This window comes from Mycolicibacterium sp. SMGY-1XX, from assembly GCF_059132455.1.
In genome coordinates this window covers 2,067,428-2,084,018 of the sequence record NZ_CP101139.1, presented here as the reverse complement: position 1 = coordinate 2,084,018, position 16,591 = coordinate 2,067,428, and the positions used below count along the sequence as shown (strand labels likewise).

General features: G+C 67.2%; 17 protein-coding genes. 9 read left to right on the top strand and 8 right to left on the bottom strand.

Annotated elements, in window-relative coordinates; genetic code table 11:
• Nucleotides 1-3: 3 nt before the first annotated feature.
• Nucleotides 4-366, bottom strand: coding sequence for a WhiB family transcriptional regulator (locus NL241_RS10240; protein ID WP_487695779.1), 363 nt, complete (start codon nt 364-366; stop codon nt 4-6).
• 291 nt (nt 367-657) lie between these two features.
• Here NL241_RS10240 and cofD point away from each other — a divergent pair, with 291 nt between their 5' ends.
• The 3 genes from cofD to NL241_RS10225 are packed head-to-tail and all read left to right on the top strand — an operon-like array spanning nt 658 to nt 3,538.
• Entirely contained in the window at nt 658-1,659 is a 1,002-nt protein-coding gene (gene cofD / locus NL241_RS10235; RefSeq protein WP_487695780.1) for a 2-phospho-L-lactate transferase, read from the top strand.
• Entirely contained in the window at nt 1,656-2,999 is a 1,344-nt protein-coding gene (locus NL241_RS10230) for a coenzyme F420-0:L-glutamate ligase (protein ID WP_494397457.1), read from the top strand. The genes cofD and NL241_RS10230 overlap by 4 nt, the downstream gene beginning before the upstream one ends.
• On the top strand, nt 2,996-3,538 hold the full coding sequence (locus NL241_RS10225) for an NUDIX hydrolase (RefSeq protein ID WP_487695782.1): 543 nt from the start codon (nt 2,996-2,998) through the stop codon (nt 3,536-3,538). The genes NL241_RS10230 and NL241_RS10225 overlap by 4 nt, the downstream gene beginning before the upstream one ends.
• Here the strand turns inward: NL241_RS10225 and manB are convergent.
• From manB to rfbD, 3 genes are read right to left on the bottom strand one after another with little or no spacing between them, the layout of a single operon-like run.
• On the bottom strand, nt 3,520-4,617 hold the full coding sequence (gene manB / locus NL241_RS10220) for a mannose-1-phosphate guanylyltransferase ManB (protein WP_494397456.1): 1,098 nt from the start codon (nt 4,615-4,617) through the stop codon (nt 3,520-3,522). The genes NL241_RS10225 and manB overlap by 19 nt on opposite strands.
• A gap of 23 nt (nt 4,618-4,640) precedes the next feature.
• Nucleotides 4,641-5,504 carry a glycosyltransferase family 2 protein gene (locus NL241_RS10215; RefSeq protein ID WP_494397455.1) on the bottom strand — a complete coding sequence of 288 codons (864 nt, stop codon included), beginning with the start codon at nt 5,502-5,504 and terminating at the stop codon, nt 4,641-4,643.
• A 21-nt stretch (nt 5,505-5,525) separates the two neighbouring features.
• Nucleotides 5,526-6,407, bottom strand: a complete 882-nt coding sequence (gene rfbD / locus NL241_RS10210; protein ID WP_494397454.1) for a dTDP-4-dehydrorhamnose reductase — start codon at nt 6,405-6,407, stop codon at nt 5,526-5,528.
• Nucleotides 6,408-6,474: 67 nt separating this feature from the next.
• Here rfbD and NL241_RS10205 point away from each other — a divergent pair, with 67 nt between their 5' ends.
• The 4 genes from NL241_RS10205 to NL241_RS10190 all read left to right on the top strand — a co-directional run bounded on the left by NL241_RS10205 (nt 6,475) and on the right by NL241_RS10190 (nt 10,041).
• On the top strand, nt 6,475-7,941 hold the full coding sequence (locus NL241_RS10205; RefSeq protein ID WP_487695785.1) for an LCP family protein: 1,467 nt from the start codon (nt 6,475-6,477) through the stop codon (nt 7,939-7,941).
• Nucleotides 7,942-7,943: 2 nt separating this feature from the next.
• Nucleotides 7,944-8,660 carry a TIGR03089 family protein gene (locus tag NL241_RS10200; protein ID WP_494398279.1) on the top strand — a complete coding sequence of 239 codons (717 nt, stop codon included), beginning with the start codon at nt 7,944-7,946 and terminating at the stop codon, nt 8,658-8,660.
• Nucleotides 8,661-8,874: 214 nt separating this feature from the next.
• Complete coding sequence (locus tag NL241_RS10195; RefSeq protein ID WP_487695786.1) at nt 8,875-9,195, top strand: hypothetical protein; 321 nt, start codon at nt 8,875-8,877, stop codon at nt 9,193-9,195.
• Between the two features lie 39 nt (nt 9,196-9,234).
• The gene (locus NL241_RS10190) at nt 9,235-10,041 is read left to right on the top strand and encodes a biotin--[acetyl-CoA-carboxylase] ligase (protein ID WP_487695787.1); all 807 of its coding nucleotides are present in this window, start codon (nt 9,235-9,237) and stop codon (nt 10,039-10,041) included.
• A gap of 43 nt (nt 10,042-10,084) precedes the next feature.
• On the opposite strand, the gene NL241_RS10185 is transcribed toward NL241_RS10190, so the two are convergent.
• From NL241_RS10185 to NL241_RS10175, 3 genes are all read right to left on the bottom strand, one after another.
• Nucleotides 10,085-11,251: an acyl-CoA dehydrogenase gene (locus NL241_RS10185; protein WP_494397453.1), complete on the bottom strand. Its 1,167-nt coding sequence runs from the start codon at nt 11,249-11,251 to the stop codon at nt 10,085-10,087.
• 90 nt (nt 11,252-11,341) lie between these two features.
• A complete protein-coding gene (gene purE / locus NL241_RS10180; protein WP_487691435.1) occupies nt 11,342-11,860 on the bottom strand; it encodes a 5-(carboxyamino)imidazole ribonucleotide mutase in 519 nt (172 codons plus the stop codon).
• Nucleotides 11,860-13,059: a 5-(carboxyamino)imidazole ribonucleotide synthase gene (locus tag NL241_RS10175; RefSeq protein WP_494397452.1), complete on the bottom strand. Its 1,200-nt coding sequence runs from the start codon at nt 13,057-13,059 to the stop codon at nt 11,860-11,862. Before NL241_RS10175 ends, purE begins: the two co-directional genes overlap by 1 nt.
• Before the next feature lie 102 nt (nt 13,060-13,161).
• Between NL241_RS10175 and NL241_RS10170 the strand changes: the two genes are divergently transcribed.
• Nucleotides 13,162-13,839, top strand: coding sequence for a GtrA family protein (locus NL241_RS10170; protein ID WP_487691433.1), 678 nt, complete (start codon nt 13,162-13,164; stop codon nt 13,837-13,839).
• Here NL241_RS10170 and NL241_RS10165 read toward each other — a convergent pair.
• A complete protein-coding gene (locus NL241_RS10165) occupies nt 13,794-14,312 on the bottom strand; it encodes a PH domain-containing protein (protein WP_487691432.1) in 519 nt (172 codons plus the stop codon). The genes NL241_RS10170 and NL241_RS10165 overlap by 46 nt on opposite strands.
• Before the next feature lie 586 nt (nt 14,313-14,898).
• Between NL241_RS10165 and NL241_RS10160 the strand changes: the two genes are divergently transcribed.
• Complete coding sequence (locus NL241_RS10160) at nt 14,899-16,539, top strand: acyl-CoA carboxylase subunit beta (RefSeq protein ID WP_487691431.1); 1,641 nt, start codon at nt 14,899-14,901, stop codon at nt 16,537-16,539.
• Nucleotides 16,540-16,591 lie beyond the last annotated feature (52 nt).

Sequence of the window (16,591 nt, the reverse complement as noted above, 5' to 3'; positions counted from 1 at the left end):
CGGCTAGATGATGCCGCGCTTGATGCGACGGCGCTCACGCTCGGACAGTCCACCCCAGATGCCGAAGCGCTCGTCGTTGGCGAGTGCATATTCGAGACAGGCGTCCTTCACCTCGCAGCCGAGGCAGATGCGCTTGGCCTCACGAGTGGAGCCACCCTTCTCCGGGAAGAACGCCTCAGGGTCGGTTTGCGCGCAGAGCGCGCGCTCCTGCCACTGGTCGTCGGCGGGCTCGGGTTCGGGCTCGAAGCGCTCGGGCACGAGGCTCAAGTGCGGACGTCCCCCCATCTCGATTCCCCCCTCGGTTGCCGGTTCCATGTTGGTGTGCGGGATGCTGCCCATAGCTCCGATCAGGTGCTGATAGGACATGTTCCGCCTCCTCACATTTTTGATAGTCGATCCATCGATGTCGCCCACTATTGATCTGTGGCCATCCCTATTCGAACAGGTGATCGAATCTCGGTCTGCGACACCGGAACCGGCCGGCCAACCGGGAAATGACACTGATGTGATTAGACACGGGTTAGCTGGTGAGGTCAAGCCGTGGAACGGAAATTCATACCATTTGAGACCGACATTTCCGCGAGTCGGTACGCGGGCGTGTCGCAGACGTGACCGTGCTGATATCTCGACCGGCAACAACGCCTACTCTCGTTCGATGTGAAGGTCACCGTTTTGGTCGGCGGCGTCGGCGGCGCGAGATTCCTGCTGGGCGTTCAACAGTTGCTGGGATTAGGGCAATTCGCCTCTGACCCTGAGGGTCAAGCTGAGGTCCAGCATGAGCTGACCGCAGTGGTCAACATCGGCGACGACGCCTGGATGCACGGGGTACGGATCTGCCCCGATCTCGACACGTGTATGTACACCCTCGGCGGCGGAATCGATCCCGAACGCGGGTGGGGCCACCGCAACGAAACCTGGCATGCCAAGGAGGAACTCGCCGCCTACGGCGTGCAACCGGACTGGTTCGGTCTGGGCGACCGCGACCTGGCCACCCATCTAGTACGTAGCCAGATGCTGCGCGCCGGGTACCCGCTCTCGCAGGTGACCGAAGCCCTGTGCAAACGCTGGAGCCCCGGCGCACGCCTGCTGCCGGCCAGTGACGACCGCAGCGAGACCCACGTGGTGATCACCGATCCCGAGACCGGCGATCGTAAGGCAATTCACTTCCAGGAGTGGTGGGTGCGCTACCGCGCAAAGGTGCCCACCCACAGTTTCGCGTACGTAGGCGCCGAAAAGGCAACGCTGGGACCTGAAGTCGCCGACGCGATCGCCGAAGCCGACATCGTCTTCCTCGCCCCCTCCAATCCCGTGGTGAGCATCGGCCCCATCCTGGCCATCCCCGGCGTCCGCGGGGCGCTGCGGTCCACCACCGCGCCCGTGGTCGGCTACTCACCCATCATCGGCGGCAAGCCGTTGCGCGGCATGGCCGACGAATGCCTGACCGTCATCGGAGTGGAATCGACGTCCGAGGCGGTGGGCCGGTACCACGGTGCCCGCACCGCCACCGGCATCCTCGACGGCTGGCTCGTCTCCGAGCAGGACCACGCCGAGATCGACGGTGTGGCAGTGCGGTCGGTCCCGCTACTGATGACCGATCCGAAAGCCACCGCCGAGATGGTGCGTGCCGGCATGGATTTGATGGGCGTGAGTCTGCGATGAGCGGTCCCGAGCACGGTGCCGCGGCGGCCGTCGAAATTCTGCCGGTCCCAGGTCTTCCCGAATTCCGCCCCGGCGACGATCTGGTGGGCGCCCTGGCCGAGGCTGCGCCGTGGTTGCGCGACGGCGACGTGATGGTGGTCACCAGTAAGGTGCTTTCCAAGACCGAAGGCCGCATCGTGGCCGCGCCCGCCGATCCTGAAGAGCGAGATGCGCTGCGCCGCAAGCTGATCGACGCTGAGGCGGTTAGAGTGCTGGCTCGCAAGGGACGCACTCTGATCACCGAGAACGCACTCGGGCTCATCCAGGCCGCCGCCGGAGTGGATGGATCCAACATCGGCAGCACCGAACTGGCGTTGCTCCCCGTTGATCCCGACGGCAGCGCCGCCGCCCTGCGCGCAGGGTTGGCGCAACGCCTCGGAGTGGACGTCGCCGTCGTGATCACCGACACGATGGGCCGCGCCTGGCGAAACGGTCAGATCGACCAGGCCATCGGCGCGGCCGGGCTGCCGGTGTTGCACGGCTACGCGGGCGCGGTCGACAAACACGGCAACGAGCTGGTGGTGACCGAGGTTGCTGTGGCCGACGAGATCGCCGCCGCGGCCGATCTGGTGAAAGGAAAACTGACCGGTATCCCGGTTGCCGTGGTGCGTGGGCTGCGCCTGCGTGACGACGGCTCCCGCGGACGGGATCTGCTGCGGCCCGGCGAAGACGATCTGTTCTGGCTCGGCACCGCCGAGTCGATCGAGCTGGGCCGCAAGCAGGCCCAACTGTTGCGTCGCTCGGTGCGCCGGTTCACCACCGAACCGGTGCCCGCCTCCGTCATCGAAGAAGCCGTCGCCGAAGCGCTCACCGCGCCCGCGCCGCATCACACCCGGCCGGTCCGGTTCGTCTGGCTCACCGCATCGCGGCGCACTCCCCTGCTGGAGGCCATGCGCCAGCAGTGGCGGGCCGATCTCGCCGCTGACGGAAAGCCGGCCGATGCGATCGAACGCCGCGTCGCACGCGGGCAGATTCTCTTCGACGCGCCCGAGGTGGTGATTCCGGTCATGGTTCTCGACGGCGCTCACGACTACCCCGACCGGGCGCGCACCGAGGCCGAGCGCACCATGTTCACCGTCGCCGCGGGCGCAGCCGTACAGGCGCTGCTCGTGGCGCTGGCTGTGCGCGGGGTCGGCAGTTGCTGGATCGGGTCGACGATCTTCGCCCCGCAGTTGGTGCGCGACGAGCTCGAGCTGCCCGCGGAGTGGAATCCCATGGGGGCCATCGCGATCGGCTACCCCCTCGACGACACCGGACCCCGCGACCCCGCCGACACCGCCGGACTGCTGGTCCGCCGGTGACGCTGCGCGATTCGGTGATCTCGACGCTGAGGCACTGGCAGGCACCGGATCCCGACCAGGACGCGCTGCGCGAGGCCGTACTCGGATTCGTGCTGGCACGCCCCGACTCGTGTGAGCGCGCCTGCGAACCCGGGCACATCACCGCCTCGGCGGCGGTGCTGAACGCCGCAGGAACCGAGGTGTTGCTGACGTTGCATCCACGGCTGGGCCGCTGGGTTCAGCTCGGCGGCCACTGCGAACCCGCAGACGCCGACATCGAGGCCGCGGCGTTGCGGGAAGCCACCGAGGAATCCGGTATCACCGGACTGGGCCTCGAGCGGCTGGCCGCGATCCATGTTCACCCGCTGACCTGCTCGCTGGGGGTGCCCACCCGTCACCTGGATCTGCAGTTCGTGGTGCGGGCACCGGCCGACGCCATGATCACGATCAGCGACGAGTCATTGGATCTGCGGTGGTGGCCCGTCGACGGTTTGCCGCCGGGCACCGACCACGCGGTACACGCTCTCGTCGCTGCGGCGTCTCAGAGGTCGCTGGAGTAGCGGATCCCGTGATCGGGCAGGACGACTCCGGGCCACACCCGGGCGCCGCGGAGTAGTTCGCAGCGCGCGCCGATGCTGGCGCCGTCGCCGATCACACCGTCACGGATCAGTGACCGCGGCCCGATGTGCGCACCGTGCCCCACGATCGAGCGTTCGATGACGCAGCCGGCCTCGACGCGCACGCCGTCGAAGATCACCGCGCCGTCGAGCCGGGCGCCCGCCCCGATCTCGGCGCCCCGGCCGATGACGGTGCCGCCGATCAGCACCGCGCCGGGCGCCACCGAGGCCCCGTCGTGTACCAGCGATTCACCGCGGTGGCCGTTGAGCGCGGGTGACGGTGCCAAGCCGCGCACCAGGTCGGCCGACCCGCGCACGAAGTCCTCCGGGGTGCCCATGTCCCGCCAGTAGGTGGCGTCGACGTAGCCGCACACCTTGACCCCGTCGGACAGCAGCTGCGGGAACACCTCACGTTCCACCGACACCTCGCGGCCGGTGGGGATGCGGTCGATGATGTCGCGATTGAAGACGTAGCAGCCCGCGTTGATCTGATCGGTGGGCGGATCCTGCGTCTTCTCCAGGAAGGCCTCGACGCGATGGTTCTCATCGGTGGGCACCGAACCGAATGCGCGCGGGTCGCCGACACGCACCAGGTGCAGCGTCACGTCCGCCTGGTTGGCGTGGTGATGATTGAGCAGCGCTCCGAGGTCGGCGCCGGAGAGCACATCACCGTTGAAGATGACCGCGCGGTCGTGCCGCAGCTTGGGCACCACATTGGCGATACCGCCACCGGTGCCCAGCGGCTCCTCCTCGAAGACATACTCGATCTGCAACCCGAGTTTGGACCCGTCGCCGAATTCGGCCTCGAACACCGACGCCTTATACGATGTGCCGAGGATCACGTGCTCGATCCCGGCTGCGGCGATACGTGACAGCAGGTGCGTCAGGAACGGTAATCCCGCCGTCGGCAACATCGGTTTCGGCGCGGACAGGGTTAACGGTCGCAGCCGCGTGCCTTTGCCGCCCACCAGGACAACGGCGTCGACCTTGGACGGATCGACGACTTCCAGAGTGCCGCTCATGACCTAACCCTCTCCCCCAGGTGTCAACCGCGGTGCCGTCGTGCACCACGTACTACCAGGCCTGATCGTACGGCCAAAGCCGCTCGCATGGCCCATCTCAGCGGAGCTCGGTGCCAACCGCTGTGCCGGTCCGACAGATACAGATAGGTACTGCGGTGGTGCGCGGCGAGGTTGCGGGCGGGGTCCCGACCGGTGGAATGGCCTTTGGCATGCAGGATCTCGGCGTCGGGGACGTAGACGTTGAGCCAGCCGGCCCGCCCCAGACGGTCGCCCAGGTCGACATCCTCCATGTACATGAAGTACCGCTCGTCGAATCCGCCGATCTGGTCGAACGCCGACCGCCGCATCAGCAAACACGATCCTGACAGCCAGCCGACCGCCCGCTCACTGGGCTCCTGCCGCTCCTGACGGTACGCCCGGGTCCACGGGTTGTTCTTCCAGAACGGCCCGACGACGGCGTGCATACCGCCCCGGACCACACTCGGCAGGTGCCGCGCGGACGGGTACACCGAACCGTCGGGATCACGGATCAACGGTCCCACCGCGCCCGCGGTCGGCCAGCGGTGCATCGCCTCCAGCAGGGCGTCGATACTGCCGGGACCCCACACCACGTCGGGGTTGGCGATCACCAGGAACTCCGAGTCGCGTTCCAGCGAGGCCACTCCGCGGTTGACGGCGGTGCCGTACCCCACATTGCCGCCGGTACGCAGCAGCCGGGTGTCGGCATACCGCTCGACCGCGCTTTCCGGGGCGCCGTCCGTCGAGCCGTTGTCGGCCAGCACCACCGTCACCGGGCGATCGGTGGCCAGGCTCAGCGACGACAGGAACCGCTCCAGATGCGGGCCCGGTGAGTAGGTCACCGTCACCACCGGCAGTTCGTCACTCACGGCGTAGAGGGTAACGGTCTTTCACACCCGTGACCGACTCAGCGCCTCCGCCAACGCCTCCGGCCACGGCCGCAGCGGGGTGAGGCCGGCCCGCGCGGTCGATTCGCCGCCCAGAGCGGAATACGGCGGGCGCGGAGCGGGCCTCGGATGGGCGTCGGAGCTCACCGGACGGACGCGTTCAGGGTCGGCGCCGACGCCCGCGAACACCGCCCTGGCCAGCTCGAACCGGCTGGCCGGGCCGCTGTTGGCGACATGCAACACCGGGCTACGCACGCCGCCGTCGGTGATCTCCAGCAGCGCAGCACACAGATCGCCGACGTAGGTGGGCGATCCCACCTGGTCGGCCACCACGTCGACCGTGTCCGCGGTGGCGGCTCTGGCCCGCATGACCGCGACGAAATCCGCGCCGCTGCCGCCGGTGTAGACCCACGCGGTGCGCGCGACGACGGCCCCGGGAAGCGCGGCCAGGACGGCTTCCTCCCCTGCGAGCTTGCTGCGGCCGTAGACCGACGTGGGCCCGGTCTGGTCGTCGGGTTCGTACGGTCGGGGTTCGCCGGGGAACACACCGCTGAACACGTAGTCGGTGGAGATGTGGATCAGGCGCGCGTCGGCTTTCGCGCACGCGCGGGCGACGTTCCCGGCGCCGGTGGCGTTGACGGCGAAGGCCCGCTCGGGGTCCTGTTCGGCGGCGTCGACGGCAGTGAGAGCGGCGCAGTTGACCACGACGTCGCCGGGTTGCACAACCGCCTCGGCGGCCTGCGGGTCGGTGATGTCCCACTGCGCCGACGAGTACGCCGCAACGCGGTGACCTCGGGTTTCAGCGAGCTCGGCCAGGAACCGGCCGACTTGTCCGCCGGCGCCGGTGATGACGATTCTGGGCTTGTCGTTGAAGGTGTCGGCCACATCGCAGAGTCTGGCACGCCGGAGCGGGCTACCCGGTTCCCGGCGGTGTCCCCAGTAGCCTGGGCAGGTGCCAGCCCGGGTGATACGCGTCGTCTCGACCTTGATTGCAATCGCGATCGTGGCGGGCACCGGCGTGGCTTGGAGCACCATCCGGTCGTTCGAAGAAGGCATCAACCACATCAGCGCTGAGGCGCTGGGTGGGGGCGGCGAAGACGGTGCAATCGACATCCTGTTGGTGGGCGTCGACAGCCGCACCGACGCCCATGGCAATCCGCTGTCGCCCGAAGAGCTGGCGATGCTGCGTGCCGGCGACGACGTGGCCACCAACACCGACACGATCATCCTCGTGCGTATCCCCAACAACGGGAAATCCGCGACGGCGATCTCCATCCCGCGCGACTCGTACGTCCAGGCGCCGGGGCTGGGCAAGATGAAGATCAACGGTGTCTACGGCGAGGTCAAGCTCGACACCATGAAAGAGCTGATCGAGAACCAGGGCATGGACCCTGCAGAAGGTGAGAAACGCGGCGTCGAAGCCGGCCGCGAACGGCTGATCGAGACGGTGGCCAATCTCACCGGCGTGACAGTCGACCACTACACCGAGATCGGCCTGCTGGGGTTCTCGCTGATCACCGACGCCATCGGCGGCGTGGACGTGTGCTTGAAAGCGCCGGTCTACGAACCACTTTCGGGCGCCGATTTCCCCGCGGGCTGGCAGCGGCTGAGCGGGCCGCAGGCGTTGAGCTTCGTCCGGCAACGTCACGACCTGCCGCGCGGCGACCTGGATCGGGTGGTGCGCCAGCAGGTGGTGATGGCTTCGCTTGCCCACCAGGTGATCTCGGGCAAAACGTTGTCGAGCCCCACCAAGTTGAGCGCATTGCAGAATGCCGTTCAGCGCTCGGTGGTGCTCTCCGACGGCTGGGACATCATGAGCTTCATCTCCCAGCTGCAGGAACTGGCGGCGGGCAGTGTCGCTTTCGCCACCATCCCGGTACTCGACGAAGCCGGGTGGAGCGACGACGGCATGCAGAGCGTCGTGCGCATCGACCCCAGTCAGGTCAAGGACTGGGTGACGAGCCTGCTGGAGGACCAGGACCAGGGCAAGACCGAAGAGCTGGCCTACTCGCCGGACAAGACCACCGTCGAGGTGGTCAACGACACCGAGATCAACGGTCTGGCCGCCGCCGTATCCGATGTGTTGACCGGCAAGGGTTTTGCGCAAGGCAACGTCGGCAACAACGAAGGCCCCAAGCCGCCCGCCAGCCAGGTCCTGGGCCACAGCACCGATGACCTGGGCGCCCAGGCGGTTGCCGACGAACTCGGTGGGCTACCTGTGGTGGCCGACGAGAGCCTGCCGGAGGGCACGGTGCGGGTGGTGCTGGCCGACGACTACACCGGCCCCGGCTCGGGTCTGGAGTCCGATCCCGCACTCCAGGGTGATGTCATGCAGCAGGCCGCGGGTGAGGTCACCGCACCGCCTCCCCCGTCACCGATCTTGACGGCCGGTTCCGACGATCCCGCGTGCGTCAACTGACCATGGCAGGCACCGTCTCCGGAGCGCTCCTGGATCCGCTGCTGCGCAGCGATCCCGTCGGCCCACGCATCACCTACTACGACGACGCCACGGGCGAACGCATCGAGTTGTCCGCGGTGACACTGGCGAACTGGGCGGCCAAGACCGCCAATCTGTTGCGCGACGAACTCGGCGCCGGGCCGGGCAGCCGGGTCGCGGTGCTGTTGCCCGCGCACTGGCAGACGGCGGCGGTGTACTTCGGCCTGTGGTGGATCGGCGCCGAAGCCGTTCTCGGTGGCGGCGAGGCCGATGTCGCACTGTGCACCGCTTCTCGCCTGGACGAGGCCGACGCCGCCGTCGGGATGGGCGAGATCGCCGTGCTCTCACTCGACCCTTTCGGCAAGCCGGTGCCCGGCCTGGCGGTCGGGCTCACCGACTATGCGACCTCGGTGCGGGTGCACGGGGACCAGATCGTTCCTGAATCGGCACCGGGCCCCGCGCTGGCGGGCCGATCGGTCGAGGACGTCCTCACTGCCGCCCGCGACAGCGCGGCGGCCAGGGCGCTGACGGCCGGCGATCGGGTGTGGTCGGACGGCGCCTGGGACACCCCCGAACTCCTGACCGACAATCTGCTGGCAATCTTCGCCGCGGGCGGGTCGCTGGTTCAGGTGGCCAATCCCGACCCTGCTCTGCAGGAGCGGCGGCGGTCAACCGAAAAGGTCACCCGTTCACTCGCGTAGTTGCTGGATCCGCAGACCTAGAAGCTACAAGGCCTGGTACATCGGAACAATCGCTGGTACAACCGTTTTCTGGGCGAACTCTCAGACTTCGGACTGGCTTCACCAGAATTCGCCAGATATGTTACTGATTAGTTACTCGTGTTCTGTTCGAAACGGCGCCGTCAAGACGGACACTGGTACTCAGCGATTCCGTCGACGTAGCCGGGAGAACTTCATGGTCACGACTGTGACTGCCATCGGGGTAGCGCTCGCGCTGCTCGCCATGGACAGATACATCCGCCGACATCCCGCATGGGATGTCAGCACTCGCGCGCGATACTGCGTCAGCATCGGATATCCGATGGCCGCCATCGCCGCGTATTTCTTCGTCGGGGCCCCCGCCCAGACCGGGTGGGACTGGGTCTTCGGATTGGCCTGGGCCCTGGCCGCCCTCGCGTGCTTCGCCACCGGATTCGCGGCACTCCAGCGGGTCCTGCGACGGCAACAGCGCGCGTCGTTGTCCATGGAGACCATCACCCCCACCGCTGCCGTCTAGTTCGTTCGCAGCCCGGCCCGGCGTCTAGGCTCGCCTGCTGTGAGCGTCGAGTCCCGAACTGCCCTTGATGCGACTGCGTTGCGCGCCCGCCTCGGTTCGGCGTGGCGCCGAGTCGATGTGGTGGCCGAAACCGGTTCCACCAATGCCGACCTCCTGGCTCGCGCTGCCGCCGGCCACGACATCGCCGGAAACGTGCTGCTCGCCGATTTCCAGAATTCGGGCCGCGGCCGGCACGGTCGGCAGTGGTCGGCGCCGCCGCGGTCGCAGATCTCCATGTCCGTCGGCGTCGCCACCGATGGGGTGCCCGCCGATGCGTGGGGGTGGCTGCCACTGCTGACCGGTGTCGCCGTGGTCGACGCCGTGGCCCAGGTGTGCCCCGTGCCCGTCGGCCTCAAATGGCCCAACGATGTTCTGGCCGGGCCGGGGAAGCTGGCCGGCATCCTCGCCGAGGTCGCAGCGCCGTCGGCGCGCATCATCATCGGCCTGGGGCTCAACGTCTCACTCTCGGCCGAGGAGGCTCCGGACCCGCGGGCGACGTCGCTGACCTTGCTCGGAGCCGAGGCGGTTGACCGCACCGCACTGGCCGCCGCCATCCTCGACACGCTCGCCGACCGGATCAGTCGTTGGCAGGCCGGCGGAGGCGCCGATGAGTCCCTGGTGGACGACTACCGCGCCCACAGCCTGACACTGGGCACGCATGTCCGTGCGACGTTGCCCGGGGATCGGGCCATCGTCGGGACGGCCACGGACATCGATGCGCTGGGCCGGTTGATCATCGACGACGGCGAAAACGCCACCACGGTGGCCGCCGGCGACATCACACACCTTCGCCCGGCCTCCTCGTGAGCCGTGGAATCTCAGCGGTGCCGAGACTCCACAGATCCCGCGGTCACTTCAGCAGTGCGCGGCTCATCACCACACGCTGGATCTGGTTGGTGCCCTCATAGATCTGGGTGATCTTGGCATCACGCATCATCCGCTCCACCGGGAAGTCCGCGGTATACCCGGCCCCGCCGAACAACTGCACCGCATCGGTGGTGACCTCCATGGCGATATCAGAGGCAAAACACTTCGACGCCGCCGAGATGAACCCCAGATTGCCCTCACCACGCTCGGCCCGCGCCGCCGCCGAGTAGACCATCAGCCGAGCCGCCTCGACCTTCATCGCCATATCGGCCAACATGAACTGCACACCCTGAAAATCACTGACCGACTTGCCGAACTGCTTGCGGCCCCTGGTGTAGTCGATCGCCGCATCCAACGCACCCTGGGCAATCCCCACCGCCTGGGCACCAATGGTCGGACGCGTGTGATCCAACGTCGCCAACGCCGTCTTGAACCCGGTACCGGGCTCCCCGATGATCCGATCCCCCGGAATCCGGCAATTCTCGAAATACAACTCGGTGGTCGGCGAACCCTTGATCCCGAGCTTGCGCTCCTTCGGCCCGACGGTGAACCCCTCGTCGTCTTTGTGAACAACGAACGCCGAGATGCCGTTGGCGCCCTTGTCCGGGTCGGTCACCGCCATCACCGTGTACCACGACGACTTGCCACCATTGGTGATCCACGCCTTGGTGCCATTGAGGATCCAGTCCTCCCCGTCGGCCTTGGCACGCGTGCGCATCCCGGCCGCATCACTGCCCGCCTCACGCTCAGACAACGCATAGGAGGCCATGGCACCGTTCACCAGATCCGGCAGCACCGTCTTCTTCAGATCCTCCGAACCCCGCAGGATCAGCCCCATGGTGCCCAGCTTGTTGACCGCCGGGATCAGCGACGCCGAGGCATCCACGCGAGCCACCTCTTCGATGACGATGCACGCCGCCACCGAATCCGCGCCCTGGCCGCCGAACTCCTCCGGGATGTGCACGGCATTGAAACCCGAGGCGTTCAGCGCGTCGAGGGCCTCCTGCGGAAACCGCGAATTCTCATCCACATCGGCGGCATACGGAGCGATCTCCTTCTCCGCGAGCGCCCGGATCGCCGCACGCAACTCGTCGTGCTCCTCCGGCAACGCAAACAAATCAAATGACGGATTACCGGCCCAACCAGCCATCGTGCCTCCTGCACATTCAGCCCGGCCCCGCCTCCCCGGCTCCTTCGTCGCCGCATCGGCGACCGGGCTAGCTACTCGTCAGTAACTTTACTAGCCTGATGCGTCTCCGAGTAGTCGATCCCGCAGCGCGGCATCCTTCTTCAGCACCATCGCTTCGAGATCAGCCTGGAAGGCCACCATTCGCGCCCGCAGACCGGCGTCGGAAGCGCCCAGGATCCGCACCGCCAGCAGGCCCGCATTACGCGCCCCACCGATCGAGACGGTGGCCACCGGCACGCCCGCCGGCATCTGGACGATCGACAGCAGCGAGTCCAGGCCGTCGAGGCGTGCCAGCGGTACCGGCACCCCGATGACCGGCAGCGGGGTGGCCGAGGCCACCATGCCCGGCAGGTGCGCGGCACCACCGGCGCCGGCGATGATGACTTCGATGCCACGGTCGGCGGCACGCTGGGCGTAGTCGAGCATCCGGCTTGGTGTGCGGTGGGCGGAGACGACACCCACCTCGAACGGGATCTCGAACTCGGCCAGCGCGTCGGCGGCGTCGGACATCACTGTCCAGTCGCTGTCGCTGCCCATGATCAGCCCAACCCGGGGGCCCGTGCCAGTCATCAGTGTCCGTCCCATCCGTCGGTCCATTCGGCGTGCGACAGCCAGTGTGCCGCGCGGTTGGCGCGTTCTCTGATCTCCGCGACGCCCTGGCCGGGCACTCCGACGATGTTGACATGGCCGAGCTTGCGCCCGGGCCGCTCGCCCTTTCCGTAGAGATGCACTTTGGCCTCGGGCATCCGGCCGAACAGGTGATGAACCCGCTCGTCGACGCTCATGGTCGGAATCTCCGGAGCCCCAAGCACATTGGCCATCACCGTCACCTCGGCGCGGGCAGCGGTATCGCCCAGTGGATAGTCGAGCACCGCGCGCAGATGCTGCTCGAACTGGCTGGTGACCGAACCGTCCATGGTCCAGTGCCCGGAGTTGTGCGGCCGCATCGCCAGCTCGTTGACCAGCAGCGAGCCGTCCTCGGTCTCGAACAGTTCGACCGCCAGCACCCCCACCACACCGAGCTCGTTCGCCAGTCGCAGCCCGAGTTCCTGCGCCGCCGCACCCAATCCGTCGGGTAACTCCTGGGCCGGGGCGATGACCTCGACGCAGATGCCGTCGCGTTGCACGGTTTCCACCACCGGCCAGGCCGCGCCCTGCCCGAACGGCGAACGCGCCACCAGGGCTGCCAGCTCCCGGCGCATCGCCACCCGCTCTTCGATCATCACCGGCACACCGTCGGCGAGATACCGCTCGGCGATCGCCCGCGCGGCGGCGGCGTCGTCGGCCATCAACACCCCGCGCCCGTCGTAGCCGCCGCGCACGGTTTTGAGCACCGCCGGGCCGCCGATCTTTTCGGTGAACGCGGCCGCGTCGTCGGCGGTCTCGACCGCGGCGAATCGCGGCACCGGCGCGCCGAGTGCGCTCAGGCGCTGCCGCATGAGCAGTTTGTCCTGTGCGTGCACCAGGGCCTGCGGCGGCGGAGCGACGTTGACGCCCTCGGCCACCAGCTTGTCGAGCAGTTCGGTGGGCACGTGCTCGTGGTCGAACGTCAGCACCGTGGCGCCGGTGGCGGCCCGGTGCAGCGCGTCGAAGTCGGTGTGGGAGCCGATCACCACGTCCGGGCTCACCTGGGCGGCGGGATCACCGGAATCGACGGCCAGGACACGCAGCGTCTGGCCCAGCGCAATGGCGGCTTGATGGGTCATTCGGGCCAACTGGCCGCCACCGATCATGGCGACGACAGGGGCGTCTTTGGAAGATCTCGGCACGCCAACATGGTGTCATGACGGTCGCGGCCGGGTTAAGCCGGTGAACAGCGGCGATGTTCGACGATTACGCGGCCACAGGGGCGCTACGTACACTGCCTATCTATGTCCTTCGCTGATGCCACGATCGCGCGGTTGCCTCGCCCGGTCCGCCCGTTCGCCGAACGGCATCACGAACTCATCAAATTCGCCATCGTCGGCGCCACGACGTTCGTCATCGATTCGGCGATCTTCTTCACCCTCAAGCTGACCATCCTCGAACCCAAGCCGGTGACCGCGAAGATCATCGCGGGCATTGTCGCGGTCATCGCGTCCTACATCCTGAACCGGGAATGGAGCTTCCGGGACCGGGGCGGACGCGAACGGCACCACGAGGCACTGTTGTTCTTCGGCGTGAGTGCCGTCGGGGTGCTGCTGTCGATGATCCCGCTGTGGATCTCCAGCTACATGCTGATGTTGCGGGTGCCGGTGGTGTCGCTGACCATCGAGAACATCGCAGACTTCATCTCGGCCTACATCATCGGCAACCTGCTCCAGATGGCGTTCCGGTTCTGGGCGTTCCGCCGGTTCGTGTTCCCCGATGAGTTCGCGCGCAATCCGGAGAAGGCGCTGGAGTCGACGCTGACCGGCGGCGGTATCGCCGAGGCGCTCGAGGACGAATACGAACTGCGCCACGGCCTCGCCGAGGACTCGGTGGGCGACGGCACCGTCACCCCGTTGCGCCGGCGGCCGCCCGATCAGCTGGGCGACTCCTCTGAGCCGAGGGTGTCGAAGACCTCGTGATACAGCAGCGAGTGGACCTGCTCCACTCGCGGGATGTCGTAGAACTCCAGTGGGTCCTGCGACGCCGATTCGATGATCAGCGTTCCGGTCCGAAGGATTCGGTCGAGTAGGCCGTGGCGGAATTCGACACTGTTGACCCGGGCCAACGGGATGTCGATACCGCTGCGGGTGATCAAGCCGTGCCGGAACATCACCCGCCGGTCGGTGATCACGAAGTGGGTGGTCCACCAGTTGAGGAACGGCCACACCGTCAGCCATCCGACGATGATCAGCCACAGCGCCGCGATCACCACCGAGACCACGGTCTTGGCCGTCGCCTCCCAGTCGGTGTTATTCACCACCGCGGCGCCGAAGGCCGCCAGGGCGGTGACGAGCACCAGGATGAAGATGGGGCCGACGAGCCGCTTCCAGTGCGGGTGCCGGTGCAACACCACCTGTTCGTCTCTGGCAAGAACGTTATCCGGGTAGCCCACGCTGGCACCTTACCCAGGGAATCCGCCGCCGCGGCTCGATCCGGGCTGGTCAGTACGTGTCACAGGAGTTCACGACGCGCACTCCGGACACCGATGAACGCCCGACGCGCCAGGAACCGCCCGACGTAATGGCCGTCAGAATCCTGCGGTACTCCTCGACACCCTCGCCGACTGACACCGCGAGTGCGATCACGTCAGCGCGCCTGAGCCGATATCGGCGATCTCCATGGGTTCGTCGCGATGTGGCGCGTCACCAAGGCATCGGACCACCTCGCGGCGGCGCAGGGACACGGCATGCGCCACCGCGGCGGGATGACGGCTGCCGGCGAGCTCAGATTACTTCCCGGCGCGAGAACAGCAACCCTTAGTCATGAGTTGAACTCACATTGTTCCTGCTGCTAGATCGCATTTTCTAGGCCCATTGGATTAAACGTTAGCAAACCATCAGGCGAAGATGCCTGCAAAGTCAACCAACGAACGCTCAAGGTTGCCCGACTTCGTTTTCCGTGTTCTCGAGGGCCACGCCGACGCCCGGATCTCCATCCCTAACGGAACTCTAAGAACGCAGCCGATACCATCGAGTGCCATGACGAGTGTTACCGAGCCTGACGCCGGGGTTCCCGCCGAGAGCAAGGTCGATATCCACACCACTGCAGGCAAGCTGGCCGACCTGCGAAAGCGGGTCGAAGAAGCGCAGCATCCCGTCGGCGAAGCCGCCGTGGAGCGGGTGCACGCCAAGGGCAAGCTGACCGCCCGGGAGCGCATCTTCGCCCTGCTCGACGAGGGCTCCTTCGTCGAACTCGACGCGCTGGCACGCCACCGCAGCACCAACTTCGGGCTGGACAAGAACCGCCCGGTCGGTGACGGCGTGGTGACCGGCTACGGCACCATCGACGGCCGCGAGGTCTGCATCTTCAGCCAGGACGCCACGGTGTTCGGCGGCAGCCTCGGCGAGGTCTACGGCGAGAAGATCGTCAAGGTCCAGGAGCTGGCCATCAAGACCGGCCGCCCGCTGATCGGCATCAACGACGGTGCAGGCGCCCGCATCCAGGAAGGCGTGGTGTCCCTGGGCCTCTACAGCCGCATCTTCCACAACAACATCAAGGCCTCCGGCGTGATCCCGCAGATCTCGCTGATCATGGGTGCCGCCGCCGGTGGGCACGTCTACTCCCCCGCGCTGACCGACTTCGTCATCATGGTCGACCAGACCAGCCAGATGTTCATCACCGGCCCGGACGTCATCAAGACCGTCACCGGCGAGGACGTCACCATGGAAGAACTCGGTGGCGCCCACACCCACATGGCCAAGTCGGGTACCGCGCACTACGTCGCCTCCGGCGAGCAGGACGCCTTCGACTACGTGCGGGATCTGCTGTCCTACCTGCCTCCCAACAACTACGCCGAGCCGCCGCGCTACCCGGCGCCCCCGCATCCCGGCGCGGTCGAGGACAACCTGACCGACGAAGATCTCGAACTCGACACGCTGATCCCGGATTCGCCGAACCAGCCGTACGACATGCACGAGGTGATCACCCGGATCCTCGACGACGACGAGTTCCTCGAGGTCCAGGCCGGGTACGCGGGCAACATCGTGGTCGGCTTCGGCCGGGTCGACGGCCGCCCGGTCGGCATCGTGGCCAACCAGCCCACCCAGTTCGCCGGCTGCCTGGACATCAATGCCTCGGAGAAGGCCGCCCGGTTCATCCGGACCTGCGACTGCTTCAACATCCCGATCGTGCTGCTGGTCGACGTGCCCGGGTTCCTGCCCGGGACCGATCAGGAGTACAACGGCATCATCCGGCGCGGCGCCAAGCTGCTCTACGCCTACGGTGAGGCCACCGTCGCCAAGATCACCGTCATCACCCGCAAGTCCTACGGCGGCGCCTACTGCGTGATGGGCTCCAAGGACATGGGCGCCGATGTCGTGGTGGCCTGGCCGACGGCACAGATCGCCGTGATGGGCGCCTCCGGGGCGGTCGGTTTCGTCTACCGCCAGCAGCTCAAGAAAGCGGCCCAGGACGGCGAAGACGTTGATGCCCTGCGCCTGGAGCTGCAGCAGGACTACGAGGACACCCTGGTGAACCCGTACGTCGCCGCCGAGCGTGGCTACGTCGATGCGGTGATCCCGCCGTCCTACACCCGCGGCTACATCGGCACGTCGCTGCGGCTGCTGGAGCGCAAGATCTCGCAGCTGCCGCCGAAGAAGCACGGCAACATCCCCCTCTGACCCCGCGATTTCGGCGCGCCCGTAACCGCTGAGCGGTTACCAGCGCGCCGAA

Bases quoted from the DNA above. Each gene is read 5' to 3' on its own strand.
- manB (WP_494397456.1), bottom strand. From the start codon at position 4,617: ATGAGCGGCACTCTGGAAGTCGTCGATCCGTCCAAGGTCGACGCCGTT.
- NL241_RS10160 (WP_487691431.1), top strand. From the start codon at position 14,899: ATGACGAGTGTTACCGAGCCTGACGCCGGGGTTCCCGCCGAGAGCAAG.
- purE (WP_487691435.1), bottom strand. From the start codon at position 11,860: ATGACTGGCACGGGCCCCCGGGTTGGGCTGATCATGGGCAGCGACAGC.
- NL241_RS10240 (WP_487695779.1), bottom strand. From the start codon at position 366: ATGTCCTATCAGCACCTGATCGGAGCTATGGGCAGCATCCCGCACACC.
- NL241_RS10195 (WP_487695786.1), top strand. From the start codon at position 8,875: ATGGTCACGACTGTGACTGCCATCGGGGTAGCGCTCGCGCTGCTCGCC.
- NL241_RS10170 (WP_487691433.1), top strand. From the start codon at position 13,162: ATGTCCTTCGCTGATGCCACGATCGCGCGGTTGCCTCGCCCGGTCCGC.
- NL241_RS10200 (WP_494398279.1), top strand. From the start codon at position 7,944: ATGGCAGGCACCGTCTCCGGAGCGCTCCTGGATCCGCTGCTGCGCAGC.
- NL241_RS10230 (WP_494397457.1), top strand. From the start codon at position 1,656: ATGAGCGGTCCCGAGCACGGTGCCGCGGCGGCCGTCGAAATTCTGCCG.
- NL241_RS10185 (WP_494397453.1), bottom strand. From the start codon at position 11,251: ATGGCTGGTTGGGCCGGTAATCCGTCATTTGATTTGTTTGCGTTGCCG.